General features: G+C 67.7%; 26 protein-coding genes. 19 read left to right on the top strand and 7 right to left on the bottom strand.

Annotated features, from left to right (window positions below):
- Positions 1–15: 15 nt before the first annotated feature.
- Complete coding sequence (locus ACXZ1E_RS01545; RefSeq protein WP_458041707.1) at positions 16–492, bottom strand: DUF3515 family protein; 477 nt, start codon at positions 490–492, stop codon at positions 16–18.
- 22 nt (positions 493–514) lie between these two features.
- On the opposite strand from ACXZ1E_RS01545, the gene thiL reads away from it, so the two are divergent.
- On the top strand, positions 515–1,504 hold the full coding sequence (gene thiL / locus ACXZ1E_RS01540; protein WP_458041706.1) for a thiamine-phosphate kinase: 990 nt from the start codon (positions 515–517) through the stop codon (positions 1,502–1,504).
- A 137-nt stretch (positions 1,505–1,641) separates the two neighbouring features.
- Here thiL and rsmD read toward each other — a convergent pair whose 3' ends face one another.
- On the bottom strand, positions 1,642–2,196 hold the full coding sequence (rsmD, locus tag ACXZ1E_RS01535; RefSeq protein ID WP_458041705.1) for a 16S rRNA (guanine(966)-N(2))-methyltransferase RsmD: 555 nt from the start codon (positions 2,194–2,196) through the stop codon (positions 1,642–1,644).
- Between the two features lie 60 nt (positions 2,197–2,256).
- Here rsmD and ACXZ1E_RS01530 point away from each other — a divergent pair, with 60 nt between their 5' ends.
- The 6 genes from ACXZ1E_RS01530 to mutM all read left to right on the top strand — a co-directional run bounded on the left by ACXZ1E_RS01530 (position 2,257) and on the right by mutM (position 7,527).
- The gene (locus ACXZ1E_RS01530; protein WP_458041704.1) at positions 2,257–4,428 is read left to right on the top strand and encodes an ATP-dependent DNA helicase RecG; all 2,172 of its coding nucleotides are present in this window, start codon (positions 2,257–2,259) and stop codon (positions 4,426–4,428) included.
- Between the two features lie 76 nt (positions 4,429–4,504).
- Positions 4,505–5,002 carry a pantetheine-phosphate adenylyltransferase gene (gene coaD / locus ACXZ1E_RS01525; protein ID WP_458041703.1) on the top strand — a complete coding sequence of 166 codons (498 nt, stop codon included), beginning with the start codon at positions 4,505–4,507 and terminating at the stop codon, positions 5,000–5,002.
- An 84-nt stretch (positions 5,003–5,086) separates the two neighbouring features.
- Positions 5,087–5,644 (top strand): YceD family protein, encoded by a 558-nt coding sequence (locus tag ACXZ1E_RS01520; RefSeq protein WP_458352019.1) that lies wholly within the window; start codon positions 5,087–5,089, stop codon positions 5,642–5,644.
- Positions 5,645–5,668: 24 nt separating this feature from the next.
- Entirely contained in the window at positions 5,669–5,878 is a 210-nt protein-coding gene (gene rpmF / locus ACXZ1E_RS01515; RefSeq protein WP_458041702.1) for a 50S ribosomal protein L32, read from the top strand.
- Positions 5,879–5,894: 16 nt separating this feature from the next.
- Positions 5,895–6,617, top strand: a complete 723-nt coding sequence (gene rnc / locus ACXZ1E_RS01510; RefSeq protein WP_458041701.1) for a ribonuclease III — start codon at positions 5,895–5,897, stop codon at positions 6,615–6,617.
- On the top strand, positions 6,610–7,527 hold the full coding sequence (gene mutM / locus ACXZ1E_RS01505) for a bifunctional DNA-formamidopyrimidine glycosylase/DNA-(apurinic or apyrimidinic site) lyase (RefSeq protein ID WP_458041700.1): 918 nt from the start codon (positions 6,610–6,612) through the stop codon (positions 7,525–7,527). Before rnc ends, mutM begins: the two co-directional genes overlap by 8 nt.
- Positions 7,528–7,629: 102 nt before the next feature.
- Here mutM and ACXZ1E_RS01500 read toward each other — a convergent pair whose 3' ends face one another.
- Both ACXZ1E_RS01500 and ACXZ1E_RS01495 read right to left on the bottom strand, forming a co-directional pair.
- The gene (locus tag ACXZ1E_RS01500; protein WP_458041699.1) at positions 7,630–8,703 is read right to left on the bottom strand and encodes a GNAT family N-acetyltransferase; all 1,074 of its coding nucleotides are present in this window, start codon (positions 8,701–8,703) and stop codon (positions 7,630–7,632) included.
- Positions 8,704–8,779: 76 nt separating this feature from the next.
- Positions 8,780–9,049: a hypothetical protein gene (locus ACXZ1E_RS01495; RefSeq protein ID WP_458041698.1), complete on the bottom strand. Its 270-nt coding sequence runs from the start codon at positions 9,047–9,049 to the stop codon at positions 8,780–8,782.
- Between the two features lie 497 nt (positions 9,050–9,546).
- Here ACXZ1E_RS01495 and smc point away from each other — a divergent pair, with 497 nt between their 5' ends.
- The 3 genes from smc to ACXZ1E_RS01480 all read left to right on the top strand — a co-directional run bounded on the left by smc (position 9,547) and on the right by ACXZ1E_RS01480 (position 14,569).
- On the top strand, positions 9,547–13,077 hold the full coding sequence (gene smc, locus ACXZ1E_RS01490) for a chromosome segregation protein SMC (RefSeq protein ID WP_458041697.1): 3,531 nt from the start codon (positions 9,547–9,549) through the stop codon (positions 13,075–13,077).
- Positions 13,078–13,086: 9 nt separating this feature from the next.
- Positions 13,087–13,959 (top strand): signal recognition particle-docking protein FtsY, encoded by an 873-nt coding sequence (gene ftsY, locus ACXZ1E_RS01485; RefSeq protein WP_458041696.1) that lies wholly within the window; start codon positions 13,087–13,089, stop codon positions 13,957–13,959.
- Between the two features lie 109 nt (positions 13,960–14,068).
- Complete coding sequence (locus ACXZ1E_RS01480; RefSeq protein WP_036296915.1) at positions 14,069–14,569, top strand: DUF2004 domain-containing protein; 501 nt, start codon at positions 14,069–14,071, stop codon at positions 14,567–14,569.
- A 5-nt stretch (positions 14,570–14,574) separates the two neighbouring features.
- Here the strand turns inward: ACXZ1E_RS01480 and lipA are convergent, their stop codons facing one another.
- Together lipA and lipB are read right to left on the bottom strand one after the other, a co-directional pair.
- Complete coding sequence (gene lipA / locus ACXZ1E_RS01475) at positions 14,575–15,537, bottom strand: lipoyl synthase (protein ID WP_458041695.1); 963 nt, start codon at positions 15,535–15,537, stop codon at positions 14,575–14,577.
- Positions 15,538–15,620: 83 nt separating this feature from the next.
- Positions 15,621–16,403, bottom strand: a complete 783-nt coding sequence (lipB, locus tag ACXZ1E_RS01470) for a lipoyl(octanoyl) transferase LipB (protein ID WP_458041694.1) — start codon at positions 16,401–16,403, stop codon at positions 15,621–15,623.
- Between the two features lie 45 nt (positions 16,404–16,448).
- On the opposite strand from lipB, the gene ACXZ1E_RS01465 reads away from it, so the two are divergent.
- The 4 genes from ACXZ1E_RS01465 (at position 16,449) to ffh (ending at position 19,993) form a co-directional block, all read left to right on the top strand.
- Positions 16,449–17,030, top strand: a complete 582-nt coding sequence (locus ACXZ1E_RS01465) for a TetR/AcrR family transcriptional regulator (RefSeq protein WP_458041693.1) — start codon at positions 16,449–16,451, stop codon at positions 17,028–17,030.
- A 72-nt stretch (positions 17,031–17,102) separates the two neighbouring features.
- Complete coding sequence (locus ACXZ1E_RS01460) at positions 17,103–17,783, top strand: hypothetical protein (RefSeq protein WP_458041692.1); 681 nt, start codon at positions 17,103–17,105, stop codon at positions 17,781–17,783.
- Positions 17,780–18,277 carry an RNA polymerase sigma factor gene (locus ACXZ1E_RS01455; RefSeq protein WP_458041691.1) on the top strand — a complete coding sequence of 166 codons (498 nt, stop codon included), beginning with the start codon at positions 17,780–17,782 and terminating at the stop codon, positions 18,275–18,277. The genes ACXZ1E_RS01460 and ACXZ1E_RS01455 overlap by 4 nt, the downstream gene beginning before the upstream one ends.
- Positions 18,278–18,436: 159 nt before the next feature.
- Positions 18,437–19,993, top strand: coding sequence for a signal recognition particle protein (ffh, locus tag ACXZ1E_RS01450; RefSeq protein ID WP_458041690.1), 1,557 nt, complete (start codon positions 18,437–18,439; stop codon positions 19,991–19,993).
- Between the two features lie 59 nt (positions 19,994–20,052).
- Here ffh and ACXZ1E_RS01445 read toward each other — a convergent pair whose 3' ends face one another.
- Positions 20,053–21,228: a glutamate--cysteine ligase gene (locus ACXZ1E_RS01445; protein ID WP_458041689.1), complete on the bottom strand. Its 1,176-nt coding sequence runs from the start codon at positions 21,226–21,228 to the stop codon at positions 20,053–20,055.
- Positions 21,229–21,434: 206 nt separating this feature from the next.
- On the opposite strand from ACXZ1E_RS01445, the gene rpsP reads away from it, so the two are divergent.
- The 5 genes from rpsP to trmD all read left to right on the top strand — a co-directional run bounded on the left by rpsP (position 21,435) and on the right by trmD (position 24,915).
- Positions 21,435–21,860: a 30S ribosomal protein S16 gene (gene rpsP, locus ACXZ1E_RS01440; RefSeq protein ID WP_458041688.1), complete on the top strand. Its 426-nt coding sequence runs from the start codon at positions 21,435–21,437 to the stop codon at positions 21,858–21,860.
- Positions 21,861–21,864: 4 nt separating this feature from the next.
- Entirely contained in the window at positions 21,865–22,095 is a 231-nt protein-coding gene (locus tag ACXZ1E_RS01435) for an RNA-binding protein (RefSeq protein WP_036296939.1), read from the top strand.
- Positions 22,079–22,729 (top strand): ribosome maturation factor RimM, encoded by a 651-nt coding sequence (gene rimM, locus ACXZ1E_RS01430; protein WP_370651837.1) that lies wholly within the window; start codon positions 22,079–22,081, stop codon positions 22,727–22,729. The genes ACXZ1E_RS01435 and rimM overlap by 17 nt, the downstream gene beginning before the upstream one ends.
- Before the next feature lie 172 nt (positions 22,730–22,901).
- The gene (locus ACXZ1E_RS01425) at positions 22,902–24,101 is read left to right on the top strand and encodes an NADH:flavin oxidoreductase/NADH oxidase (protein WP_304689010.1); all 1,200 of its coding nucleotides are present in this window, start codon (positions 22,902–22,904) and stop codon (positions 24,099–24,101) included.
- 124 nt (positions 24,102–24,225) lie between these two features.
- Positions 24,226–24,915 (top strand): tRNA (guanosine(37)-N1)-methyltransferase TrmD, encoded by a 690-nt coding sequence (trmD, locus tag ACXZ1E_RS01420; RefSeq protein WP_304689011.1) that lies wholly within the window; start codon positions 24,226–24,228, stop codon positions 24,913–24,915.
- The last annotated feature ends 45 nt before the right edge of the window (positions 24,916–24,960 follow it).

Below are 24,960 nucleotides of genomic sequence, written 5' to 3'. Positions count from 1 at the left end.
CTCGCGGCACGGCGGTTACGGAACGGGTGCGTCGGTGCAGGCCCCATCGGTGGGCAGCCGCCCGACGGCCGAGGCGAGCGACTCGAGCACGACGGCGCTCGAAACGCCCGTGTCGACGTTCGTGTCGAGATAGAGCTCGACCGCTGGCGTACGCCCGAACGTGGTGACACGGAATCGGAAGTCGCCGAGGTCCTCGATGATCCAGTCGACGCCATCGACCGTGCTGCAGGGGAGGGTCGTCGGACCCGGCGGCTCGAGCCCGCACGTCAGCAGCACGGCGGCCGGGTCGCCCCACGCGCCCGTGGCCTGGGCATCCGTCTGACGCCGCTCCTTGCCGTCGAGAGTGTCCGGCAGTCGCACCGACACCTCGGCGCAGAGCGGATCGTTCGCGCTCGGCGCGGGCTGCATCGCGACGGGTGAGGTGCACCCGCTGAGCAGTCCCGCCGACACGACCACCGCGGTCGAGAGGACGAGCAGGCGACGCAGAGACACCCCTCCAGGCTAGCGTGGAGGGATGACCGAGCCCGACGATCCGCGCGTGGGCGACCTCGCCGAATCCGCCATCCTGCACACGATCCTCGCGAGCATCGGCACGGCTGAGGGATCCGAGGTGGGGCCCGGCGACGACGCTGCGGTCCTGCGGGCGCCGGACGGTCGGGTCGTCGCGACGACCGACACGCTCGTCCACGGCCCGGACTTTAGGCTGGCGTGGTCGTCGGGCACGGATCTGGGGTGGAAGGCGGCCGCGGTGAATCTCGCCGACATCGCCGCGATGGGGGCACGCCCGACCGGCCTACTCGTCGCGCTGGCGATGCCCGCCGATACTCGGCTGTCGTTCGTCCGCGGTCTCGCGGAGGGACTCGCGGCGTGTTGCGCGTCGCTTGCGCCCGGTTGCGCCGTGATCGGCGGCGACCTGACCATCTCGTCCACCCTCACGATCGCCGTGACGGCCCTCGGGTCGCTCGAGGGCCGCGCGCCGGTGCTGCGCTCGGGCGCGCGCCCGGGCGACATCGTGGCACTCGCGGGCGAGGCCGGCGTGGCGGCACGCGGGATCGATCTGCTGTTCTCCCGATTCACGGATGCCTCGGGCCCGATCGCGGTCGACCGGACGACGCTGAACGCGCTCGAGCTCGAGGCGCTCGACGCTCAGCTGCGCCCGTCACCGCCGATCGAACAGGGGGTCGCGGCGGCGGGTGCCGGGGCCACCGCCATGATGGACGTGTCGGACGGTCTCGCCCTGGACGCGACGCGCCTGGCGGAGGCATCCGGGGTGACGCTCGCGCTTCGCACCACCGAGGTCGGCGGCGATTCGCGCTGGGCCATCGATGGCGGCGAGGACCATGCGTTGCTGGCGACCTTCCCCCGCGGCTCGGACGTGCCGGAGGGATTCCGCGTGATCGGCGGTGTCACCGCGGCTGGGGCGTATCCGTTGCTGCTCGACGGCGAGCCCCGGGCGCCCCAGGGGTGGGATCCCTACCGGGACTGGGACGCCGGAATCGGCTGAGCCGGGGCACGAGCGGCCTCGGGACAGTTCGCCCGCCGGAACTCCGCGCGCCTGCTCGCGCTCAGTGCGCCGATGAGAACTCAGTGCACCGATGAGAACTCAGTGCGCCGATGAGAACTCAGTGCGCCCGCAAACGTTCAGTGCGCCTGCCAGATGACCGTGTCGCCGTAGGCGCGCTCGCGCGCGAGTTCGAGGCCGGGCGGCCATCCCGGCTCGGGGGAGTGTCGCGAACGTTCGACGATGACCGCACCGTCTTCCGCCATGCGCGGCGCGAGGAGGGAGAGCGTCGTGGTCAGCTCGGATTCGCCCAGCTCGTATGGCGGGTCGAGGAAGGCCAGATCGAACGGGCCGACAGGACCGCGCAGGTACGTATCCGCGGCGGCCGTGTGCACGCGTCCACGTCCCGTGCGGCCGAGGGATCGCTCGACCCGGCCGATGTTGTCGCGCGCGATCGCCGCGGCCGGGCGCGACAACTCCACGAGATCGACGGATGCCGCACCGCGGGAAAGCGCCTCGAGGCCCAGTGCGCCCGACCCCGCGTACAGGTCGAGGATGCGCGCGTCATCCAACGCGCCCGCTGCCTCGATGGCAGCGAAGAGCGACTCGCGCACACGATCACTCGTCGGGCGTGTGCCGCGGGCGGGGACGGCGAGCCGGATACCGCGGGCTCCGCCTGCGATGATCCGGGTCATCCTCACACCCTACAAACTGTCGGGCACGGCGATGTCGCACCCGCGAACTAGAGTCGGGGGATGTCGTCGGTGCTTCTCGAAACTCGGCTCGAGGGCGTCGTGGGAGGCAAGACCGCCACAGCGCTCGCGCGCGCATTCGGCATGCGCACGGTCGGTGACCTGCTGGCGCACTACCCCCGCCGATACGCCCATCGCGGTGAGCTGACGCCCATCCGTGATCTACCGGTGGGGGAGCAGGTCACGATCGTCGCCGAGGTCGTCAGCGCGGGCGAGCGCCGAATGCAGGCTCGCAAGGGTTCGATACTCGAGGTCGTCATCAGTGATGGACCGGGGCGTCTCACGCTGACGTTCTTCAACCAAACGTGGCGATTGAAAGACCTTCACGCGGGTCGCCGTGGAATCTTCGCGGGCAAGGTCGGCGAGTATCGCAATACCAAACAGCTGGCGCATCCGGATTACGAGCTCTTCGACGACGAAGAGACCGCACGGCGCAGCGCGCAGGAGTACGCAAAGCTCCCGATTCCGATTTATCCCGCGACGTCAACGACCACGAGCTGGCAGCTCGGCAAGATCATCGAGCTCGTCCTGAGCGCCCTCGGCGAGGTGGACGACCCGATTCCCGATCCGCTCCGTGTCCGAAAGGGTTTGGTCCCCGCCCGAGAAGCACTCACGAAGATCCACCGCCCGGCATCCGACTCCGACGTTCACATCGCCCACGAAACGCTCCGGATGCACGAGGCGCTGGTCCTGCAGACGGCGCTTCTCCAGCAGCGTGCCGCGGTCCGTGCCCTGTCGGCGCGGCCGCGCCCCGCACAGGGCGGCGGCTACCTCGAACGCTTCGACGCGGCGCTGCCGTTCACGCGGACGCCCGACCAGGACGACGTCGGCGAGCAGATCGCGGGGGACCTGGTCGGTGCGTGGCCGATGAACCGGCTCGTTCAGGGTGAGGTGGGGTCGGGTAAGACACTCGTCGCTTTGCGGGCGATGCTCCAGGTCGCCGAGTCCGGTGGACAGTCCGCCCTCATCGCCCCGACCGAAGTCCTCGCCGGGCAGCATCTGCGATCGATCGCACGGATGCTCGGGCCCGATCTCGCGCCCGAGCTCATGCCGACGCTGCTCACCGGTCAGCAGGGGGCGGCGGATCGTCGCCGCGCAGCGCTCCGCGTTGCCTCGGGGCAGGCGCTGATCGTGATCGGTACGCACGCCCTCTTGAGCGACACGACGACCTTCGCCGACCTCGGCCTCGTGGTGGTGGATGAGCAGCACCGCTTCGGCGTGGAGCAGCGGGAGACGTTGCGGGCAAAGGGTTCGAGCCCCCACGCGCTGGTGCTGACCGCGACGCCCATCCCGCGCACGGTCGCGATGACGGTGTTCGGCGATCTCGATGTGTCGACGATCCGCACCATGCCCGTCGGTCGCGCCGGCATCGAAACGTTCGTGGCCCCGGTGGACGAGAAGCCAGCGTGGTTCGAGCGCGTGTGGCAGCGCGCGGCGGAAGAGGTCGGCAAGGGACACCAGGTCTTCGTCGTCTGCCCCGCGATCGATGTCGAGGCCACAGGCAAGGCGGCGACCGACGAAACGGTCGAAGCGCCACCCGTCAAGGGCGAGACAGCGCGCGTGCGCTGGGGAGTCGTGCAGGTCGAACGCATGCTCGCGACCCGGGCCGACTTCGCCGACCTGCGCGTTTCTATCCTGCACGGGCGCATGCCGGGGGACGAGAAGGATACGACGATGCGGGCCTTTGCTGACGGCCAGATCGACGTGCTCGTCGCGACGACCGTAATCGAGGTGGGTGTCGATGTGCCCAACGCCTCGACCATGGTCATTCTCGAGGCCGATCGCTTCGGCGTGTCGCAGCTGCATCAGCTGCGGGGACGCGTGGGCCGAGGCGGCGTCCCCGGCCTGTGCCTGCTCGTGACCGAGGCGCCGGGAGGAACGCCCGCCCGCGCGCGCGTCGAGGCGGTGGCGCGTACGCTCGACGGCTTCGAACTCGCCGAGGTCGACCTCGAACTGCGGGGCGAAGGCGATGTGCTGGGGGACATCCAATCGGGTGCTCGCTCGTCGCTGCGGTTGCTGCGCGTTGTGACGGATGCTCCGCTCATCGCCGAGGCACGCGCTGAGGCCGAGGGGATTCTTCGCGACGATCCGGACCTCAGCGCTCATACGGGGCTCGCTCGTGCCATCGATCGTCGTCTGGACGTCGAGGACCGCGCGGCGATGGCGCGTAACTGACCGAAAAGTGCGCCGAGAAGGCCGTCCGACGTAACGCTGCTCGGTCACGTGCGGTGAGCGCGGATAGGCTGGCCGAGTGAACAACAGGATCGCGGTCGTTCCGGGTTCGTTCGACCCGCCGACCCTCGGCCATCTCGATGTCATCCGTCGCGCCGCGTCGCTGTACGACTCGCTGCACGTCCTCGTCGTGCACAACCCCGACAAAGAGGCGATGCTCCCCATCGCCCACCGTCTGGAGCTGCTCGAGCAGTCGATCGCAGAGAGCGGGATCGAGGGTGAGATCATCGTCGCATCGTGGAGCATGGGGCTTCTGGTCGACTACGCCACCGATGTGGGGGCGGGAGTGCTCGTAAAAGGCATCCGCTCGCAGATCGACGTCGTCTACGAAACGCCCATGGCGATCGTGAATCGCCACCTCGCGCACGTCGAAACCGTCTTTCTCCTGCCTGACCCGTCACACGCTCTCGTCTCGAGTTCGCTCGTTCGTCAGGTAGCGGGGCTGGGCGGAGATGTCTCGCCGTACGTTCCGGGGCCCGTCGCGAGGTTCCTCGCCACGGGAACCAGCGCACGCTAGAGCACACTCGCGACCTGACGAATCGAGCGCGCGTCGCGAGCCGCCTGACCCCGACGCAGCGCACCGCGGGTAGCATGGTCCCCCGTGAGAAACCGCAGGCCAGGACCATTCGCCATCAACGTCCGCGACATCGAGCGCCGTCCGGGCGAGATGCGCGAGCACGACTTCGAGGTGTCCCTCGCCGAGCGATGGGGCGAAGGCCTCGTTCACCTCGACCAGGGCGGCACCGTTGATGTCGACGTGAGGCTCGAGTCGGTTCACGAGGGCATTATGGCCAGCGGAGAGGCGCACGGAGAGTACGTCGGGATCTGCGGACGCTGCCTGATCGATATCGCCGCACCCCTCGAAGTCGAATTCCAGGAGCTTTTCGCGTATCCTGGACAGGAAACATCTGACTTCGAGGTTCAAGACGATCACGTGGATCTTGAAACTCTTGTCAGGGATGCGGTTATCCTGTCGCTTCCGTTTCAGCCGGTATGCCAGCCGGATTGCCCCGGGTTGGACCCGGTAACGGGCGAGCGACTGGCCGATATGGATAGTAATTCTCTGAGTTCCGACCTCGATCCACGCTGGTCGGCGCTCAGGCAACTGGCCCAGGACGACGCTTCAGCGAGCGCCCGCGAGCCGGACCAGAACCCCTAAGACTCGAACGAAAGAGATAGAGCCATGGCAGGTAACCCCCCGAAGCGCAAGGTTTCGCGCTCCAACACCCGTTCGCGCCGCGCGCAGTGGAAGGCCGATCCCATCGCGCTCGTCAAGACCGTCGAGAACGGCAAGGTCGTCTACAGCCGTCCCCACCAGGCCAAGGTGGTCACCGACTCGCAGGGAACCGAACTGTTCCTCGAGTACAAGGGCCGCAAAGTCGCCGACGTCTGACCGGCTCGCTGTAGCCGTGGCAGTGCTTCCGGGGGGGAGACGCGCTCTCGTACAGCGCCTCGGGGTCGTCATTGACCCCGGTTTGCTGACGCTTGCGCTCACCCACCGCTCGTATGCGTACGAGAACGGTGGCACGCCACACAACGAGCGTCTCGAGTTCCTCGGGGACTCGATCCTCGGCCAAGCCGTGACGGTCATGCTGTTCACCAGGCATCCGGAACTGGATGAGGGGTCGTTGGCCAAGCGCCGGGCGAGCCTTGTTTCGACGGTGGCTCTCGCCGAGGCGGCGCGCCACATCGACTTGGGACGTCATGTTCTTCTCGGTCGCGGCGAAGAGCAGACCGGTGGCCGTGACAAGGACTCGATCCTTGCCGACACGACCGAGGCGATCCTCGGGGCGACGTACCTGTCGGCCGGCGCGGAGGCCGCGACAGATCTCGTGCTGCGGTTGATCGAGCCGCTCTTGGGTGACCCCGAGCGCTACGGCGCCGCGATGGACCCGAAGACGAGCCTGCAGGAACTGGCTGCCCGCCGTCAGGAGTCTCCGCCGGCGTATTCGGTTCAGGCCGCGGGTCCCGATCACAACCGCATCTTCACCGCCACCGTGCGTGTTGGTGCCACGGCCGCGCAGGGCGTCGGCTCGAGCAAGAAGTCCGCCGAGATGGCCGCCGCACTCGCGGCCTGGCGGGACATCACGACGCGAGACGTCGAGAGCGACGACATCTCCGCGAGTGCCTGAGCTTCCCGAGGTCGAGGTCGTTCGCGCCGGCCTTTCTCCCGCCGTAACGGGCGCGCGCATCGTCGCTGTCGACGCACGCGACCGCCGTGCCCTGACGCGGCACACGGGAGGGCCGCTCGATTTCGAGGCCCGGCTGCGCGGGCGTCGCATCACCGGCGCGGCGCGACGCGGCAAGTTTCTGTGGTTGCCTCTCGAGGCCGACGGTACCGACGCGGCCGAGGCGATCCTCGTCCACCTCGGGATGAGCGGGCAGATGCTGTTGCGGCCGGGCGGCGCATCGATCGAACGTCATGAACGCATCCGTCTGTCGATCGAACACGCCGAGCACGGCCCCCTCGATATTGTCTTTGCCGATCAGCGCACTTTCGGGTCGCTCGCTATCGACCCGCTCGTGCCGACCGCGGATGGAGAGGCGGCCGGATGGGGCACGCCGGATCCGTTCCTACCGGGTCAGGTCTCGCACATCGGGCGAGACCCGCTCGACGCCGCATTCCGTGACCGAGCGTTCGTGCACGCGCTTGCCCGGAAGGACTCGGCGATCAAGCGCGTGCTGCTCGATCAGACCCTGGCGAGCGGCATCGGTAACATCTACGCCGACGAAGCGCTCTGGGCGGCACGCATCCATCCCGAGACCCCGGCTCGTACACTCGCGTCGCGCGCAGCTGGGCGATTGTTGACAGAGGTGCGGGCGGTGCTGAACCGAGCGCTGGCCGAGGGCGGTACGAGTTTCGACGCGCAGTACGTCAACGTCAACGGCCAGGCCGGCTACTTTGCTCACAGCCTGCGGGCTTACGGCCGCACGGGCCAGCCGTGTGAGAGGTGCGGGCGCCCGATCGTGCGTGCATCCTTCATGAATCGTTCGAGTCACTTCTGCCCGCGCTGCCAGCGCGTCCCGCCGCCGCGCGCCTGACTTCCGGGCCGAAACACCCTTTGTGTGGCGAAACACCACGTGACGTGGGGTGTCTCGTCGCACGCGGGGTGTCTCGGTGATGTGGCGGACGGATTCCGGGGGTCACACGTCGAGCACCTTCTTCCATGCCCCCTCGTATGCGATCGGGACGAAGCCGATCGCCTCGTTGATGTCGAGCATCGGCCGATTCTCTTCGGCGTTGTACGTGATCACGCGCGGCGACTCCGGCGCGAGGTCCCGCCACGCCCGAAGGCCCGCACACTTCACGAGCATCCCGAGGCGATGGTCGCGGTGCTCGCTCAGCACGAGCGTGTCCTCCTGATGGGATGCGGCGGTGCGGTCGGGACCGATCGCCAGCTCGTTGAACGCGCACAGCTCACCTGTCTCGATATGCTGCGCCGCCGTGACGTGGAGGAGTCGCCCGGCATCGATTGCTCGCGCGTCGTTCAGCGCGACGCGGGCCGCGTCCCACGTCTCTTCGTCGAACTCGATCGCGGCGGACGGGGCATCCGTGACCATCCGCGACTTCATCCAGGCGTAGCCGTCGGCGAACTCCGGGGGAGTGGGGGCGTTCCACGACACGATTCGATATCCCTCGGCCGCCACCGTGGCCTCCGCGAGAAGACGGTCCACATTGTCGCGCGTGTCCCGCAGATCGAGTGCACTGTTGCGCTCGATCTGCTCGAGCGTGAATCCGTGGCGAACGAAGAATCGTGCTCCGGGGTCCACGGCGGGGATGCTGCCGAAGCCGGTCGGAGGCTCGAGCCTCGGACCGGGGCGGTCGGGGTGCTCCACCCACGACTGCAGGACCGTGCGTCGGTTCTCGCGAGCGACTCGTTCGATCAGCTCGAGCGCGCCGGTACCGATGCCGCGGCCCCAGACATCCGGAAGCAGCTCGATGAACATGTACGCGACGCGCGAGTCGGTCTCGATGGGCAGGTCGAGACCGACCCGGCCGACCGGTCGCCCGTCGTCGAGAACCAACCACATCATGCGGATCTCGTAGGGCTCGGGGCGGTAGCTGGGCAGCAGTGCCTGGTCATCGTGTCCCGAGATGTGACGGTAGACGGCATTCCGGACCGCGGTCATCGCGTGAAAGTCCGTGGCGTCAGCCGCATCGATGGATTCGGGGATGACGAGAGGCCGGTATTCGACGCCGGCAGGGGTGGTGCTCATCAGATTCTCTTTCGTGGGTCGGTGCGTCCGGTCACCGAACTGTTCCGGATGGTTGAGGTGGATGCACTGCGCCGGATCAGGCGCCGTGCATCCACAGGCGTGTCGCATAGGCGGCGTCCGCCTCGTACTTCTCGCGCTGCTGGGCATGGAAGACGCGACGGCGGTGACGCTCGAGCGCGTCGGTGGGGCTCACGGGGCGAGAGCCCCACAGAACAAGCCAGAGCCCGACGCGCATTGCCGCTCGGTCGAGCAATGAGGTTCGGGCGACGCGGTCCGGGGCGGGGGCGAGAAGCGCGAGCGGTTCGGGCGGATGGGACAGGTGCGGCTGAGTCAGCTGCGTGTTCATGGTGGTTCCTCGAGAGATGTGTTGCAAAAGGGGTAAAGGGGATGCCGAAGGTGGGGCATCCGGGAGCCGTGATCCGACGGGCCGCGAGAGTGCGCCCGAGATGCCGGTCTTGCGGAGGGGATGCGGGTGAGCCGCGGGCGGCCGCCGCACGCGTGAGGTCATCAGCCCGAATACGGGCAGAGTTCTCCTACGGGCGGGTCAGCTGCCGGTGTGGGCGTGGTGTCCCGAGAAGGCGCCGCGGGAAACGGTCACCAGGGGGAACGCAACGACCCCGCCGAGAGCGGAGCGAGTGGCGGAAATGCGGGTGCGTGTGCGGTTCATCAACATGGTGACCTCCTTTCAAACCTCTGACGCGAGACGCGACGCTAGCGCGCACCGGACGGTGACGTCAAGCTGATTCACAGAATTCGTGGCCGCGCGGGCGTTGCCTGACGGGCGGCGCACCTCGGCTCGGGTAGCCTGAACCGCACTGTAATGCTGGGTCGGAGGCTGAATTCATGCACCTGAAGAGCGTGACGCTCAAGGGGTTCAAGTCGTTCGCCCAACCCACGACGTTCGCGTTCGAAACGGGTGTGACGGCGATCGTCGGGCCCAATGGATCCGGAAAATCGAACGTCGTCGACGCCCTGGCATGGGTGATGGGCGAGCAGGGCGCCAAGACTCTCCGCGGCGGCAAGATGGACGACGTCATTTTCGCCGGCACCTCGACGCGCGGCCCGCTCGGTCGCGCCGAGGTTCAGCTCACGATCGACAACGCGGATGGTGCGCTACCGATCGAGTACTCCGAGGTCACGATCAGCCGCACGCTGTTCCGCAACGGCGCGAGCGAGTACGCGATCAACGGCGACACCTGCCGACTGCTCGACGTCCAAGAGCTTCTGAGCGATTCCGGCCTGGGCCGCGAGATGCACGTGATCGTCGGACAGGGACGCCTCGACACGGTTCTGCAGGCGAGTCCCGAAGACAGGCGTGGCTTCATCGAGGAGGCCGCCGGCATTCTGAAGCATCGCCGCCGCAAAGAGAAGACCCTGCGCAAACTCGAGGCGATGGAGGCGAATCTCACGCGTCTGAGCGATCTCGCGGGAGAGATCCGTCGGCAGCTCAAGCCGCTCGGTCGCCAGGCCGAGATCGCGCGCGAGGCTCAGACCATCGCCGCTGTCGTGCGCGACGCCAAGGCCCGCCTGGTCGCCGATGAGCTCGTCGGATTGCGCAATGAACTCGCGGCACACGTGCGCAGCGAGCATGAACGCCACTCGGAGCGTCTCGTTTTGCAGGAGCGCGCGGACGATATCCGCAAGCGGGTCGAGGTGCTCGAGTCCGAACGTCGCGGGTCGGATGCGGTCGACACGGCCCGCAGCGTGCTGTTCGAGCTGGAGCGAGTGCGTGAGAGGCTGCGTGGGCTCTTCACGCTCGCGAATCAGCGCATCGCGCTGCTCGGCTCGGCGGACGAGCAGACCGAGATCGGATCGAGCGTCTCGCAATCCGACATCGACGAGGCGCGAGCCGAGATCATCGAGCTGCGCGACGCGGTCGACGCGGCGGCCGAGATCGCGACGGACGCCGGGCGCGCGGTGGTGCATGCGCGGGCCGAGCTGGACGCGCTCGACACCGACATCGCCGCGCAGAGTGCCCTCGTCTCCGAGCACGAGATGCGCATCACGGCACTTCGCGGGTCGGCCGATGCCGCAGCATCCGCTCTGGCGGCGGTCCGGGGTGCCGTCCTCCGCCAGCAGAACGCACTCGATGCGGCGCTCGCCCGGCGCGCGGCCGCTGCCGAGGCGCTGGACGGACTGGAACCCTTGCCGCAGCCTGCCGGAGACGTGGACCATCCCGCGGCCTACGACCGCGCCCAGCGTGCCGTCGCCGACGCGGATGCCGAGCTCACGGGCATCCGCGACCGCCTGCACGAGGCCGAACGCGAGGCAGGTGCCCTGACGGCGCAGACGGTCGCGCTCACCCGTGCGCTCGACGTGCGCAATGGTGCTTCGGCCCTCATCGAACGGGGCCTAGCGGGTGTCCGAGGGCTTGTGGCTGACGGCATGCAGGTGCGCCCCGGATACGAGCCCGCGGTCGCCGCGATTCTCGGTTCGGTGGCTGAGGGGCTGCTCGTGGATTCGCGCGACGCGGCGTTCGACGCCCTGGCCGAGGCTGAGCGCGCTCAGCTCGGGTCTGTGGAGGTCGTCGTGGGTGACGCGGATGCATCGGGATCCACGACGTTCCCGAGCCTCGAGGGCATCGTTCCCGCGCTCGACGTTGTGACCGCACCGAGCGGAGTCCAGGGCCTGCTCGCTCATGTCGCCATTGCCGATGACCTCGAGGCTGCGCGCGCAGCCTGGCCGCAGCTGCAGGGCGCCGCAGGCTCCATACCCGTCACGGTCGTCACGCTCGCGGGGGAGGTCGCAACCGCGTACCTTCTGCGCGGAGGAAGTGGCGGGTCGCCGTCGCGCCTCGCGTTGGTAGCCGAAAGGGATGCGGCGGCCGACCGTTTGAGCGAGCTGACCGTTATCGTCGATTCGCTCCGTGAGACGTCGGCCGACGCCAAGGCCGTCCTGGCCGAAGCGCGGCAGAAGGCCGCGGCGGCGCTTCACGATATGCGCGCCTACGATGCCGCCCTCGCTGCCCGCGCCGAGCATGTCAACCGCGTGACCGTCCAGCATGAGGCGGCGGTCGCCGAGTGTGAGCGTCTGGAAGCGGGACTAGCGCAGGCTGAGTCCGCCGTCAGCGATGCGGAGGCCGCGGCTCGTCGCACCGCGAATGAGCGCGACACAGCGCTCGAGGCACCTCGGCCGATTCTCGACGCGTCGGCGCGAGAGGGCGTACTCGCCGGGGTCGAAGCGGCGCGCGAGTCCGAGATGCGCGCGCGGCTCGAGGTAGAGACACTCCGTGAACGCGTCCGCGCACAAGAGGCTCGGGTCGTCTCGCTCGAGCGCCGGCGTGAGAGCGAGCGTGCGGCTGCCGAAGAAGCAGCGCGTCGGGCAGTCATCCGTCGCGCTCAGCGCCAGGCCGCGGCGGGCGTGCTCGCCCGCGTGCCGCAGGTGCTCGATGCGGTCGATCGGTCAGTCGCGCAGGCGGGGGTGGATCTGGCGAACGCCGAGCGAGAGCGCACGGAGCAGAACGTCGAGCTCGCGACCCTTCGAGAGCAGGACATCGGGCTGCGCGAGCGTCTCGCGGCGTTGACCGAGGGGGTTCATTCGCTGGAATTGAGAATCCACGAGAAGCGTCTGCACGTGTCCGGCCTCTTGGACCGGGCTCGCTCGGAGCTCGGCCTCGAGGAAGATATTCTTGTCGAGGAATATGGTCCGGACCGCGAGGTTCCGACGCCCGAGGCGGGCGAAGACACATCCGAGCCGTTCGATCGCGCACGCCAGCAGCGTCGTCTGCAGCAGGCCGAACGCACGCTTGCTCAGCTCGGCCGGGTGAACCCGCTCGCTCTCGAGGAGTTCGCCGCGCTCGAACAGCGGCACGCGTTCCTGGTCGAGCAACTAGGCGATCTGACGCAGACGCGCAAGGACCTGATGACGATCATCGGCGACCTGGACGAGCGGATGCAGACGATCTTCGCCGCGGCCTTCGACGATACGAAGGCGGCTTTCGCCGAGGTCTTCCCCGTGTTGTTCCCGGGCGGAACGGGAAGCATCTCGCTGACGGATCCCGACAACATGCTCACCACGGGCATCGAGGTGTCGGTGCGCCCGGCAGGCAAGAAGATCGAGCGCCTCTCCCTGCTGTCCGGCGGCGAGCGCTCACTCGCGGCCGTCGCACTGCTGGTCGCGATCTTCACGGCCCGCCCGAGCCCGTTCTACATCCTCGACGAGGTCGAGGCGGCGCTCGACGACGCCAACCTCGGTCGTCTGTTGAGCGTTTTCGAGCAACTGCGCGAGAGCAGCCAGCTGATCGTGATCACGCACCAGAAGCGGACGATGGAGATCGCGGACGCCCTCTACGGCGTGTCGATGCGCCAGGACGGGGTCTCGGCCGTCGTCGGTCAGCGCGTGGGTGATCGAACGACCGAGCGCGCCTCCGCGTAGGCTATTCGGATGGCAGAAAGTTCCTGGTCACTCGGTCGTGCCCTGCGCGGCATGTTCGTCAAACCCACGATCGACGAGACCACGTGGGATGACCTCGAGACGGCGTTGATCCAGGCCGACTTCGGCCCCGACATCACCGAACGCATCGTCGACGAACTGCGCGATAAGGTCGAGCGATACCGCACGACCGACCCGAAAGACCTGCAGCGGATGCTGCGCGAAACGCTCGAGGAGCACTTCGCCAAGTTCGACACGACCCTGAAGCTGACCGAGCGTCCCGCTGTCGTCCTCGTCGTGGGGGTCAACGGAGTGGGCAAGACGACCACGATCGGCAAGTTCGCGAAGTTCCTGCAGCGCTATGGCCGCTCGGTCGTCGTCGGTGCGGCCGACACCTTTCGTGCGGCGGCCGTCGACCAGCTGGCGACGTGGGCCGAGCGCGGGGGAGCCGCCATCGTGCGTCCGCAGCAAGAGGGTCAGGATCCCGCATCCGTCGCGTATCAGACGGTCGAATACGCGCAGCGAACCGGCACCGAGATCGTCCTGATCGATACCGCGGGTCGCCTGCACACCAAGGGCGGGCTCATGGACGAGCTTGGCAAGATCAAGCGCGTCATCGAGAAGCAGGCCCCCATCAGCGAGGTGCTGCTCGTCCTCGACGCGACGACCGGCCAGAACGGCGTCATGCAGGCGCAGGCGTTCCTGGAGCACGCGGGGGTCACCGGACTCGTTCTCACCAAACTCGACGGTTCTGCGCGCGGAGGCTTCGTGCTCGCCGTGCAGGAGCGCACGGGTATCCCCGTCAAGTTGCTCGGTCAGGGCGAGAGCATCGGTGACCTGACGGGGTTCACCCCGCACGTCTTCGCGTCCGCGCTCGTCGACTGAGCGCCGTAACGCGCGTCGGCAGCTGCCGCACAGCTCTCGGTTCGCCTCGTAAACGGCGCCGCGCCGCGTCGGGCTACCGTGTGCGCCATCCTGCTGGTTACATGGAGGAATGGCGATCGAGCACGACTTCTTCGGGGTACTCGAGTCCGGACCGGACGGATCCATTTTCTGGTCCGAGAACATCGAACTGGGTGACCAGTCTGTGACGGTCGATCTCACCGCGCCCGATCAGGACGATGTCTCGTCCGCGGCGCTCGACATGGCCGCGACGCTGGTGTCGTCGATCGAAGAAGTCGACCGTCGGGCCCGCGATGCGATGCTGTCGCTCTTCGATGACCGCACGAGCGAGGTGACCGAGTACATCATTCAGCAGCAGGAGACCCTCGGTGACGACATCGAGGGGATGCTGACCGACATCTCGGGCGACATCGCCGTGGACGTCATCCGGTCCCTTCAGCTGATGAGCATGACGATCCTCGCCGACGAGATGGGCAGCGGCGATCCGTTCGCCGTTCTCGAATACGCGCTCGACCCGGATGCGACCGACGACGTGCTGCTCGTCAACATGAGCAGCGACGGTGACGTCCAGTCGGTCACCAGCGCGGAGTAGATCTCTTAGACGGCCTGGGCGAACCCGAGGTCGGCGGCCTCGGCGATATGCGACAGGTGCGCCGGGATCTCGCGCCCCTTCGACCGCATCGACTGAGCCCAGAGTCGCCCGGCCCGGTACGACGAGCGCACGAGGGGTCCCGCCAGCACGCCGAGGAATCCGATCCGCTCCGCCTCTTCCTTGAACGCCACGAACTCGTCCGGCTTGACCCAGCGGGCCACCGGGAGGTGACGCGGTGTGGGCCGCAGGTACTGCGTGATCGTGATGATGTCGGTTCCGGCGTCGTGCAGATCCTGGAGCGCCTGGACGACCTCTTCGGGCTCTTCGCCCATCCCGAGGATCAGGTTCGACTTGGTGATGAGGCCGGCATCGTGTGCCTGCGTCAGCACATCGAGCGAGCGCTCGTACCGGAACGCCGGCCGGATGCGCTTGAAGATGCGTGGCACGGTCTCGACGTTGTGGGCGAACACCTCGGGGCGCGCGTCGAAGACGACCTTCAACAGGTCCGAGCGACCCGAGAAGTCCACCGCGAGAATCTCGACCCCCGTGTTGGGGTTGGTGGCATGGATGCGCCGCACCGTCTCGGCGTGCAGCCAGGCGCCTTCGTCGGGTAGGTCGTCGCGAGCGACTGCCGTGACGGTCGCGTAGCGGAGCTGCATCTGCGTGACGCTCTCGGCGACGCGCCGAGGCTCGTCCATGTCGTAGTCGGCGGGCTTGCCCGTGTCGATCTGACAGAAGTCGCAGCGCCGCGTGCACTGCGAACCGCCGATCAGGAAGGTGGCCTCGCGGTCTTCCCAACATTCGAAGATGTTGGGGCAGCCCGCCTCCTGGCAGACCGTATGCAGGCCCTCGTCTTTCACGAGCGAGTGCAGTGCCGTGTATTCGGGGCCCATTCTCGCCTTGGTCTTGATCCATTCCGGCTTGCGCTCGATGGGAGTCTCGGCGTTGCGGATCTCGAGGCGCAGCATCTTGCGCCCGTTGGGCGCGGTCGCGGGCGTCGAGGTCCCGCCGTGCGAGTGGGAGCCCGATCCGCACGCCGGTCCGCAGCCGCTCACGCGGGGAGTCCGATCGCGGTCGCCGCGTGCGCGCTGACTCCTGTGTACTCGTGTTGGAACGCTCTGCTGACGGTGTCGAGGATGTCGCGGGGCGAGACATCCGCTCCCACTACCTCGCTGACCGTCGTGACTCCCGCATCCGTGATCCCGCACGGGACGATCGCGCGGAACGCCGCGAGGGAGTTGTTGCAGTTGATCGCGAAGCCGTGCATGGTGACACCGCGCTGGACGCGAACGCCGATTGCCGCGACCTTGTCTTCGGAGAGAGGGCGACGGACCCACACGCCGCTCCGGCCCTCGACCCGGTAGCCGTCGACGCCGTGGGTCCGGAGGGCTTCGATGAGGATGCCCTCGAGACGGCGGACGTGCGCGACGACGTCGATGGGCTCGTGCAGGCGCACGATCGGGTAGCCGACGAGCTGGCCGGGTCCGTGCCAGGTGATCTTGCCGCCGCGATCCACATCGATCACGGGCGTGCCATCGTTCGGCCGCTCGTGCGACTCGGTGCGCTTGCCTGCTGTGTATACGGCCTCGTGTTCGAGCAACAGCATCGTGTCGGGGCGGGTGCCGGCGAATACGTCGGCGTGGACGCGTCGCTGCAACTCCCATCCCTCGAGATAGGGGACGTAGTCGGGTGCAAGCCCGACCTCCTGCACTGCAAGCACGCGCTCTCCCTCTTTCACCCTGGCATTGCTAGACCGCGTCCAACAATACCCCCGCCCGCGGCTTGGGCTGCTCCCCTGGCAGTAGATGGGCCTATTTCTGCGGGAAGAGCCCATCTACTGCCAGGGGAGTGGGTCGCGATGGGCGGATAGCCTGGGGGGATGTCGTCGGAACCTCGAGGTCGGCCGCGCGCGTCGTCGCGCGAGGTGTTGGCGGAGGCGGCTTGCGAGCTCTTTCTCGAGCAGGGATACGCCGCGACGTCCGTGTCAGACATCACGCGGCGCGCCGGTGTGAGCCGGTCGAGCTTCTTCAACTACTTCCCGTCGAAGGCCGATGTGCTGTGGGGCGGTTTCGACGAGCGGATCGCCGAGCTTGCGGTGCGTCTCGGTGGGCAGGACTCTTCGGCAGACGTTGACACGGAGGTACGCGCTGCTCTCCGGATGCTTGCGGACGGGTTCGCTCCGGACAGCCTCGCGCTCGCGCTCGTGAACGCCCGCCAGATGGAACTCGACGATGAACTCGAGCGCGAGGCATCCGTCCGCGGGTCGCGCATCGCACGAGTCGTGGCGGATCGGATGCGACGGGCCGGTGTCGACGAGCTGCGTGACACCGTCGTCGGTGCGGCGTATGGGGGAGCGGTCATGGCGGCCGTAGAGGAGTGGGCGCGGCAGGGCGCCGGGCGTGTGCACCTCGGCGAGGTCGTTGATCGCGCGCTCGCGATGATGGAGTTTCCCGCGGGGTGATGGACGTTCGGCGCGGAGCCGGACACGTATGGAGTGAAGGCACCCTCCGGCACCCTGATCGAAAGAGGCACCATGACCCCCGACCCTCTTGACGATCTGCTCGATCACTCGAGCCCGCGAACGGCGCCGGCTCCGAAGGTCGAGATCGACGCGATGATCGCCGATGCCCATGGCGTGGGTCCGTCGCCTCGGCGCATCCCGCGCGTTGCGCTCGGAGTCGGTCTCGCCGCGCTGCTCGTGGGTGGGGCGGGTGTCGCTGTAGCAACGGACGGTTTCGAATGGGCGCCGTGGGCACAGGATCCCGTCGGTGCCGTGAGCTTCACGATGGCGAATGGTTTCGACTGCGAGTTGCGCTTTTCCGAGTACACGGCAGGCGTGGACTCGCGCTTCCTCGCGGACGTCAACCGGACCCTCAGAAAGTGGTACGAGTCGACGGACATCGTTGGCCAGGCGTCGGCGCTGCTCCCAGCTCAGCGGGAGCGTTTTGCCGCGATGGAGGCAGCGCAGGGGGAGGACCCCGGCGCGGACATGTCGCAGCTTTCGTCCGAGGAGCGGGCGGATGAAATCGAGCATCGCACGTGGTTCCGTGAATGGCTGGCTTGGGATCTGGCCGTCTCCGAGCTCGAGACAGAGGCGCTGCGGGACGCCGGAATCTCTGTGCCCGATGATCGCTTCGTCGGGAGTGAGCGCAGCGGACAGATTCAGTGCTTCGACGAGAATCACGAACTCTATGTGCCGGGAGCGGGTTCTTGACGAAGGTCGATGACAAGCGCCTGACCGCGGCGCTGCGCGACGCATCCGCTGATCTTCTCGCCTACCTGCAACGCCGGGCCGGAATCGACGACGCACCGGATCTGCTCGGCGAGACGATGGTCGTCGCGTGGCGGCGGAACGCGGAGATTCCGGGCGATCCGGAACGCGCGCGCATGTGGCTGTTCGGCATCGCTCGAGGGACGTTGCTCAATCACGCTCGTGGCGAGCGGCGGCGGTGGGCCCTCGCCGATCGCATCCGGGGCATTCACGCGCCGGACGTCGTGGCCCCGGCATCTGATGACGGCGCGGAGGTGCGTGACGCGATCGACCGGCTCGACCCCGACCTCGCAGAGCTCGTGCGACTCGTGCACTGGGAGCGCCTGAGCCTGGTCGACGCGGCGGAGCTTCTCGGCATCCCGGCTTCGACGGCTCGCGGACGGTATCAGCGTGCGAAGGAGGAGTTGCGCGCGGCTCTCGGGGTCGAGGTCGGGTGACCCGCGTCGGTTCGTCTCGCTGCGCTCGCTCAACGACCGGGGCGCAGCGAACGGACGCAACACGCCGCTGGTCTCAGGCGCACACGGCGTGTCGCGTCCGTTCGCGAAGGGCATAGTGCGGGATCGCGGGCGCATCGGCTCGCGTAAACTCGACCCATCATGGCTACCTTCGGCACCCTCTCCGATCGGCTCACCGATACGTTCCGCAACCTTCGGAAGAAGGGGCAACTGACACCGGCGGATGTCGATGGCACCGTTCGCGAGATCCGCCGCGCCCTGCTCGACGCCGACGTCGCGCTCGTCGTCGTCAAGGAGTTCACCGCCAAGGTGCGCGAGCGGGCGCTCGGTGACGAGGTCAACAAGGCGCTGAACCCCGCCCAGCAGGTCGTGCAGATCGTCAACGAAGAGCTGATCGCGATCCTCGGCGGCCAGCAGCGTCGCCTGCAGTTCGCCAAGACCGCGCCGACGGTCATCATGCTCGCGGGCCTTCAGGGGTCGGGCAAGACGACCTTCGCGGGCAAGCTCGCGAAGATGCTCGAGAAGGATGGCCACACGCCCCTCCTCGTCGCCGCCGACCTGCAGCGACCGAACGCCGTCAACCAGCTCCAGGTCGTCGCTTCCCAAGCTGGCGCCGCGATCTACGCGCCCGAGCCCGGCAACGGCGTCGGCGACCCCGTGCGCGTCGCCCGTGACGGCGTCGAGACCGCGCGGCGGCAGCAGCACGACGTGGTCATCATCGACACGGCCGGACGCCTCGGTGTCGACGCCGAAATGATGAAGCAGGCCGCCGACATCCGACGTGGCACGAACCCCGACGAAGTCCTGTTCGTCATCGACGCGATGAGCGGTCAGGACGCCGTCAACACGGCCAAGGCCTTCCAGGAGGGCGTCGACTTCACCGGCGTCGTGCTCTCCAAGCTCGACGGCGACTCACGCGGTGGTGCCGCCCTGTCCGTCGCATCGGTGACCGGTCGCCCGATCATCTTCGCGTCGACGGGCGAAGGACTCGACGATCTCGAGGCCTTCCACCCCGACCGGATGGCCTCGCGCATCCTCGACCTGGGTGACATCCTCACCCTCATCGAGCAGGCACAGGGCGCCTTCGATGAGGAGGAAGCCCGCAAGGTCGCCGAGAAGATCGCGACCGACAGCTTCACCCTCGAAGACTTCCTTCAGCAGATGCAGCAGCTGAAGAAGATGGGTTCGATGAAGAAGATGCTCGGCATGCTCCCGGGCATGGGTGGGATGAAGGATCAGCTCGAGAACTTCGACGAGCGCGAGATCGACCGCACCGAGGCCATCATCCGTTCCATGACGCCGGGCGAGCGACGAAACCCCAAGGTTCTGAATGGCTCACGGCGCCTGCGCATCGCGCGCGGATCCGGGATGACCGTGACCGACGTCAATCAGCTCGTGCAGCGCTTCGACCAGGCCGCGAAGATGATGAAAACCGTCGCACGCGGCGGCACCCCGCAGATTCCCGGCATGGGTCCCATGCCGGGGGCGCGGCCCGGTGCGTCGTCGAAGCGCGGCAAGCAGGCGAAGGCGAAGGGTGGGTCGCGGTCGGGTAACCCGGCGAAGCGTGCGGCCGAGTCATCCGGTGTCGTCGCGAAAGCCCCGACCGGTTCGGGCTTCGGCCTCGGCGCGGGCGGCGCGGCGAAGGAGCCGACCGAGGCGGACCTCGCCGAGATCCAGAAGTTGTTCGGCCGAGGCTGAGCCGTATTCGATCGCCCGGGCGATCGCTTCGACAGGCTCAGCTCAGCGACAGGCGCAGCTCAGAGACTGGGAGTGCCGCCCAGTCTCGCCAGGTGCTCGCGCAGCGTCGGGCCGGCACGGAACTCGCGGATGAGGTGCTTGACGACCTCACGCAGGTCTCCACCGGCGGCATCCGCCACCAGCAACTGCCGTGAGTAGCTCGCCCCGCTCGCCAGAATGTCGCCCACACCCGCGAACTCGCGCGAGCAGTGGAGTTCTTCGGCGATGGTCTCGAGCCGTTCCATCGTTTCGCGGATGTGGTCGGCCACCGGAACTTGAGTGCCCTGCCGGTCTACGATCACGCGAGCGTCCAGTCCGTAGCGAGCGGCGCGCCACTTGTTCTCGCGCACGAACCACGGCTGGATGATCGTCAGGTCCCGGCCCGCGTCGAGCTCGCGCGAGAAGTGCTCCACGAGCGTCTGAACGAGGGCGGCCACCGCGGCGAGTTCGGGCAACGTCGACATCCCGTCGCACGCGCGCACCTCGATCGTGCCCCACTTCGGTGCCGGACGGATGTCCCACCGCACCTCGCTGGCGTCTTCCATCACTCCGGTGCCGACCATGTCCGCGAGGTAGGCCTCGTACTCGGCCCAATCCGTCAGGGGCCAAGGGAGCCCCGCTGTCGGTAGCTGCTGGAAGACCAGGGAGCGGTTGGATGCATAGCCCGTGCGCTCGCCCGCCCAGAACGGACTCGACGCCGAGAGTGCTTGCAGGTGCGGCAGATAGACGGCCAGGGCGTTGACGATCGGGAGCACCTTGTCGACGTCGTCGACGCCGACGTGCACGTGGATGCCCCAGATCATCATGTTGCGTCCCCACCACTGGGTGCGCTCGATCAGGGTGTTGTACCGGGTCTTGTCGGTCACGCTCTGTTCGTACCACTGCGCGAACGGATGGCTGCCCGCGCACAGCAACTCGACGCCGAGAGGGTTCGTGATCTCGCGCACCGCCGCGATGGCGTCGGCTATGTCGTCCACGGCAGCTTCGACGGTGTCACCGATGCCGCTCGTCACCTCGACGGTGTTGGTGAGCAGCTCCTCGGTGACGGTGTAGCGCTCGTGCTTCGTCGCCTCACCGACCGGTTCCGTGACCTCACCGGCCCGTCCGACGAGATCGCCCGAGTCGCCGTCGGCGAGCATGATCTCCCACTCGAGTCCGACCGTCGACCGGCCGGAGGACGCGAAGGTCACAGTCATGCGCTCAGTCTGACACGCACCGCGAACAGCACCCGTGACATCCGGATGGTTCGCGACGCACCCCGTCATCTGGCAGAATGGTGGGTCGGGTGGGCGCTCGACCCTCTATCCAGCGCCCGGGCCCTTTCATTTGAGCTTCCGCCGGGTGTGCACCCCACTCTCCAGGCGATCGGTTCGTCTTTCCGTAATTCACATTCAGGAGAATCGTGGCTGTCAAAATTCGTCTCAAGCGCATGGGCAAGATCCGCGCGCCGTACTACCGCATCGTTGTCGCCGACTCGCGCACCAAGCGTGATGGCCGTGTCATCGAAGAGATCGGCAAGTACCACCCGACCGAGGAGCCCTCGTTCATCGAGGTCGACTCCGACCGTGCGCAGTACTGGCTGAGCGTCGGCGCCCAGCCGACCGAGCAGGTCGCCGCGCTCCTGAAGCTCACGGGCGACTGGGGCAAGTTCAAGGGTGATAAGGACGCGGTTTCGACCGTGCGTGTCGCCGAGCCCAAGAAGCCGTTCGAAGCGGATGCCGCCAAGAAGGCCGTTCTCGTGCCGAAGGCCGAGAAGAAGGCTCCGAAGGCGGACGAGTCGGCCGAGGCCGACGCCCCCGCAGACGCCGACGCGAACGCAGCTGAGTAGTCCGTTGCTGTCCGCCGCTCTCGAACACCTGGTGAAGGGCATCGTCGATCACCCCGACGAGGTCCGGATCACGTCCGCAACCTCCCCTCGCGGGGAGGTTCTCGAGGTGCGCGTGCACCCCGACGATCGCGGGCGGGTGATCGGGCGCGGCGGACGCAACGCCAAGGCCCTGCGCACCCTCATCGGCGCTCTCGCGGGAAGCCGACGCGTTCGCGTTGATGTCGCGGACGACTGACGTGGCCGAGAAGGCCACGCCGCCCGAGGGCGCGAAGACGCAACTCCGAGTCGGACGCCTGGTGAAGGCGCACGGCTTGAAGGGTGCGCTCAAGCTCGAGCTGTACACCGACGACCCGCAAGGGCGATTCACCACCGGCGCAATGTTCACGCTGCAGGTTCCCGAATCCTCCGCGTGGCATGGCAAGTCGCTCACGGTCCGCGAGTTCCGTCTGATGAACGGCCACCCGGTCGCCTTCTTCGAGGGCGTCGATGACCGTGATGCCGCCGAGGGTCTGGTCAAAGCGATCCTCTGGATCGACGCGGATGCCACGGCTCAGCCGACCGAAGAAGACGCCTGGTACGACCACCAGCTCGTGGGCCTCGATGTCGTCCGTGATGGCGTGAGCGTCGGCACGATCGTGCGCGTGGATCACATGCCCGCGCAGGACCTGCTGATCATCAAGGCGGGCGAGAACGAGGTCATGGTGCCGTTCGTCGCCGCGATCGTTCCCGAGGTGGATGTCGCGGCGGGTCGCGTCACGGTGACGCCGCCCCCGGGGCTGTTCGAGGACCTCGCCGACGACGCGGACGAGGCTCCGTCGGACGACGCTGGTGCAGCTGAGCCGTCGGCACCGGACGCACAGACCGACTGAGTTCGGGCGCGGCGTCCTTCGGGCCGGATCAGACCCGGTCACGCCACCCGGCGCAACCTCACAATCCCCAAGGCACGGGGGTGAGGACATTGTTACGGCCGTGCAACTGCGCCGACACTCGAGCGTGTAGGTGGCCCTGCTGGAATATCGACACCCCCGACAAAGGAGTGTCATGTCCAAACTGTTTTCGCCCTTCACGCTGAAGGATGTCACGCTGCGCAATCGCATCGCGATGTCCCCGATGACGATGTATCGCTCCACCGACGGCAAGATGGATGACTTCCATGTCATGTATCTGGGAGCTCGCGCGGCCGGCGGCTTCGGGATGGTTTTCCCCGAGCAGGTCGCGATCACGCCTGATGGACGCACAACGACCAGCTGCGCTGGAATCTACGACGACGACCAGATCGAAGGGCACGCGCGCGTGACCCGAATCATCCGCGACATGGGCGCCGTCGCGGCCATTCAGCTGGGTCACACCGGTCGGAAGGGATCGCTCGTGAAGCCCTGGGAGGGCGGACACATGCTCCCGCCCGAGCACGAGCTGGGCTGGCAGACGCGTGGACCGTCGGCCATTCCCTACGGCGACGACATGCCGTACGCTCCGACCGAGCTTTCCCGGGAAGAGATCGCGCAGCTGATGGTGGACTACGCCTCTGCCGCTCGCCGCGCGGTAGACGCCGGATACCAGTGGATCGAGATGCACTACGCCCACGGCTACCTGGGTTCGAGTTTCTTTTCGCCGCTGGCCAACCAGCGGACCGATGAGTACGGCGGCTCGCTCGAGAATCGCGCGCGCTTCCACCTGGAGGCGCTGGACGCGGTGCGCGCCGTCATCCCCGAAGGGATGCCCCTCACCATGCGGCTCGGCGTGGACGACCTCAATGCCGACGGGGTCCAGCTCGAAGAGGCCATCACGGCCGTCGGATGGATGAAGGAACACGGCCTGGATCTCGCCGATCTCAGCCTCGGAATCAACTCCAACCAGATGAGCGAGAACCCCTTCAACCAGCAGGGGTACATGGTCGGTCGGGCAAACCGTGTCCGCGAGGAGGTGGGTATCCCCGTCGCGACGAGCTGGAACCTGGGTGATCCCGCTTTCGCCAACGAGATGATCTCGCGTGAACTGATCGACCTGGTCTATGTCGGACGTCCCGCGCTCGCCAACGCGCACTACCCCGTCTGGGCTGCACGCGAACTCGGACACGAGGACCCCTTCGGGCTCGTTCCCGAGGACTGGGCCTGGTGGCTGCGCAATCTCCGTGCCCACCCCGCATCCATCGGGTGGCCGGAGGTCGCCGAGGGTGACGTCGCCACGCCCTCCCTCTTGAGCGCTATCGCGGATCCCGAACCTGAGCGGCTGATCGCCTGATCGTCGAACCTCGCGTCGGTGGGTAGGCGAACGGGAGCGAGACGATCGTCCCCGCTCCCGCTCCCGTTCGCGTTCGCGTCGTGAGCGATGGGTGAGGCGGCCGATCGTCCCTAGACTCGTCCCTGTGCGCATCGACATCGTGACGATCTTTCCGGCGTTCTTCGAGGTGCTGGACGTCTCGTTGATCGGCAAGGCTCGTGACCGCGGCATCCTGGATCTGCGGGTGCACGACCTGCGGGACTGGACGTCGGACCGGCACCGCACGGTCGACGACACCCCGTACGGGGGCGGCGCGGGCATGGTCATGAAGCCCGAGCCGTGGGGCGATGCGCTGGATGCGACCCTCGCGGAGGATTCGGTTCTGATCGTGCCGTCCCCCGCGGGAGAGCTGTTCTCGCAGGCGCTGGCGAGAGAGCTGGCGGGAGAGGCGCGCCTGGTGTTCGCCTGCGGACGGTATGAGGGCATCGATCAGCGCGTCGTCGACCACTACGCCGAGCGTGGCCGCGTGCGCCTGGTGAGCCTCGGCGACTATGTGCTCAACGGGGGAGAGGTCGCGACGATGGCGATGATCGAGGCGATCTCGCGTCTCGTGCCGGGAGTCGTCGGCAACCCCGAGAGCCTGGTCGAAGAATCCCACGAGGACGGCCTGCTCGAATACCCGAGCTACACCAAGCCTCCGGTCTGGCGGGGCCTGGAGGTGCCGCCCATCCTGTTGAGCGGCAATCATGGCGCGATTGCGGCATGGCGGCGTGAGCAGAGTATCGAACGAACCCGCGAGCACCGGCCGGACCTGCTGCCCGACCTGCCGGCCTGAGCTGCCAGTCCGAGTCGCCGGCGCGAGCCGCGCGCCTGAGCCGCC

This window comes from Pacificispira sp. HM-600 (assembly GCF_977993705.1).
The sequence above is the reverse complement of the archived record's forward strand: the minus strand, read 5'-3'. Positions and strand labels throughout refer to the sequence as shown.

Coding starts and splice junctions, on each gene's coding strand:
- thiL (WP_458041706.1), top strand. CDS start 515: ATGACCGAGCCCGACGATCCGCGCGTGGGCGACCTCGCCGAATCCGCC.
- rsmD (WP_458041705.1), bottom strand. CDS start 2,196: ATGACCCGGATCATCGCAGGCGGAGCCCGCGGTATCCGGCTCGCCGTC.
- ACXZ1E_RS01530 (WP_458041704.1), top strand. CDS start 2,257: ATGTCGTCGGTGCTTCTCGAAACTCGGCTCGAGGGCGTCGTGGGAGGC.
- rpmF (WP_458041702.1), top strand. CDS start 5,669: ATGGCAGGTAACCCCCCGAAGCGCAAGGTTTCGCGCTCCAACACCCGT.
- ACXZ1E_RS01500 (WP_458041699.1), bottom strand. CDS start 8,703: ATGAGCACCACCCCTGCCGGCGTCGAATACCGGCCTCTCGTCATCCCC.
- ACXZ1E_RS01495 (WP_458041698.1), bottom strand. CDS start 9,049: ATGAACACGCAGCTGACTCAGCCGCACCTGTCCCATCCGCCCGAACCG.
- smc (WP_458041697.1), top strand. CDS start 9,547: ATGCACCTGAAGAGCGTGACGCTCAAGGGGTTCAAGTCGTTCGCCCAA.
- ftsY (WP_458041696.1), top strand. CDS start 13,087: ATGGCAGAAAGTTCCTGGTCACTCGGTCGTGCCCTGCGCGGCATGTTC.
- ACXZ1E_RS01480 (WP_036296915.1), top strand. CDS start 14,069: ATGGCGATCGAGCACGACTTCTTCGGGGTACTCGAGTCCGGACCGGAC.
- lipA (WP_458041695.1), bottom strand. CDS start 15,537: ATGCTGCGCCTCGAGATCCGCAACGCCGAGACTCCCATCGAGCGCAAG.
- lipB (WP_458041694.1), bottom strand. CDS start 16,403: ATGGGCTCTTCCCGCAGAAATAGGCCCATCTACTGCCAGGGGAGCAGC.
- ACXZ1E_RS01465 (WP_458041693.1), top strand. CDS start 16,449: ATGTCGTCGGAACCTCGAGGTCGGCCGCGCGCGTCGTCGCGCGAGGTG.
- ACXZ1E_RS01460 (WP_458041692.1), top strand. CDS start 17,103: ATGACCCCCGACCCTCTTGACGATCTGCTCGATCACTCGAGCCCGCGA.
- ffh (WP_458041690.1), top strand. CDS start 18,437: ATGGCTACCTTCGGCACCCTCTCCGATCGGCTCACCGATACGTTCCGC.
- ACXZ1E_RS01445 (WP_458041689.1), bottom strand. CDS start 21,228: ATGACTGTGACCTTCGCGTCCTCCGGCCGGTCGACGGTCGGACTCGAG.
- rimM (WP_370651837.1), top strand. CDS start 22,079: ATGTCGCGGACGACTGACGTGGCCGAGAAGGCCACGCCGCCCGAGGGC.
- ACXZ1E_RS01425 (WP_304689010.1), top strand. CDS start 22,902: ATGTCCAAACTGTTTTCGCCCTTCACGCTGAAGGATGTCACGCTGCGC.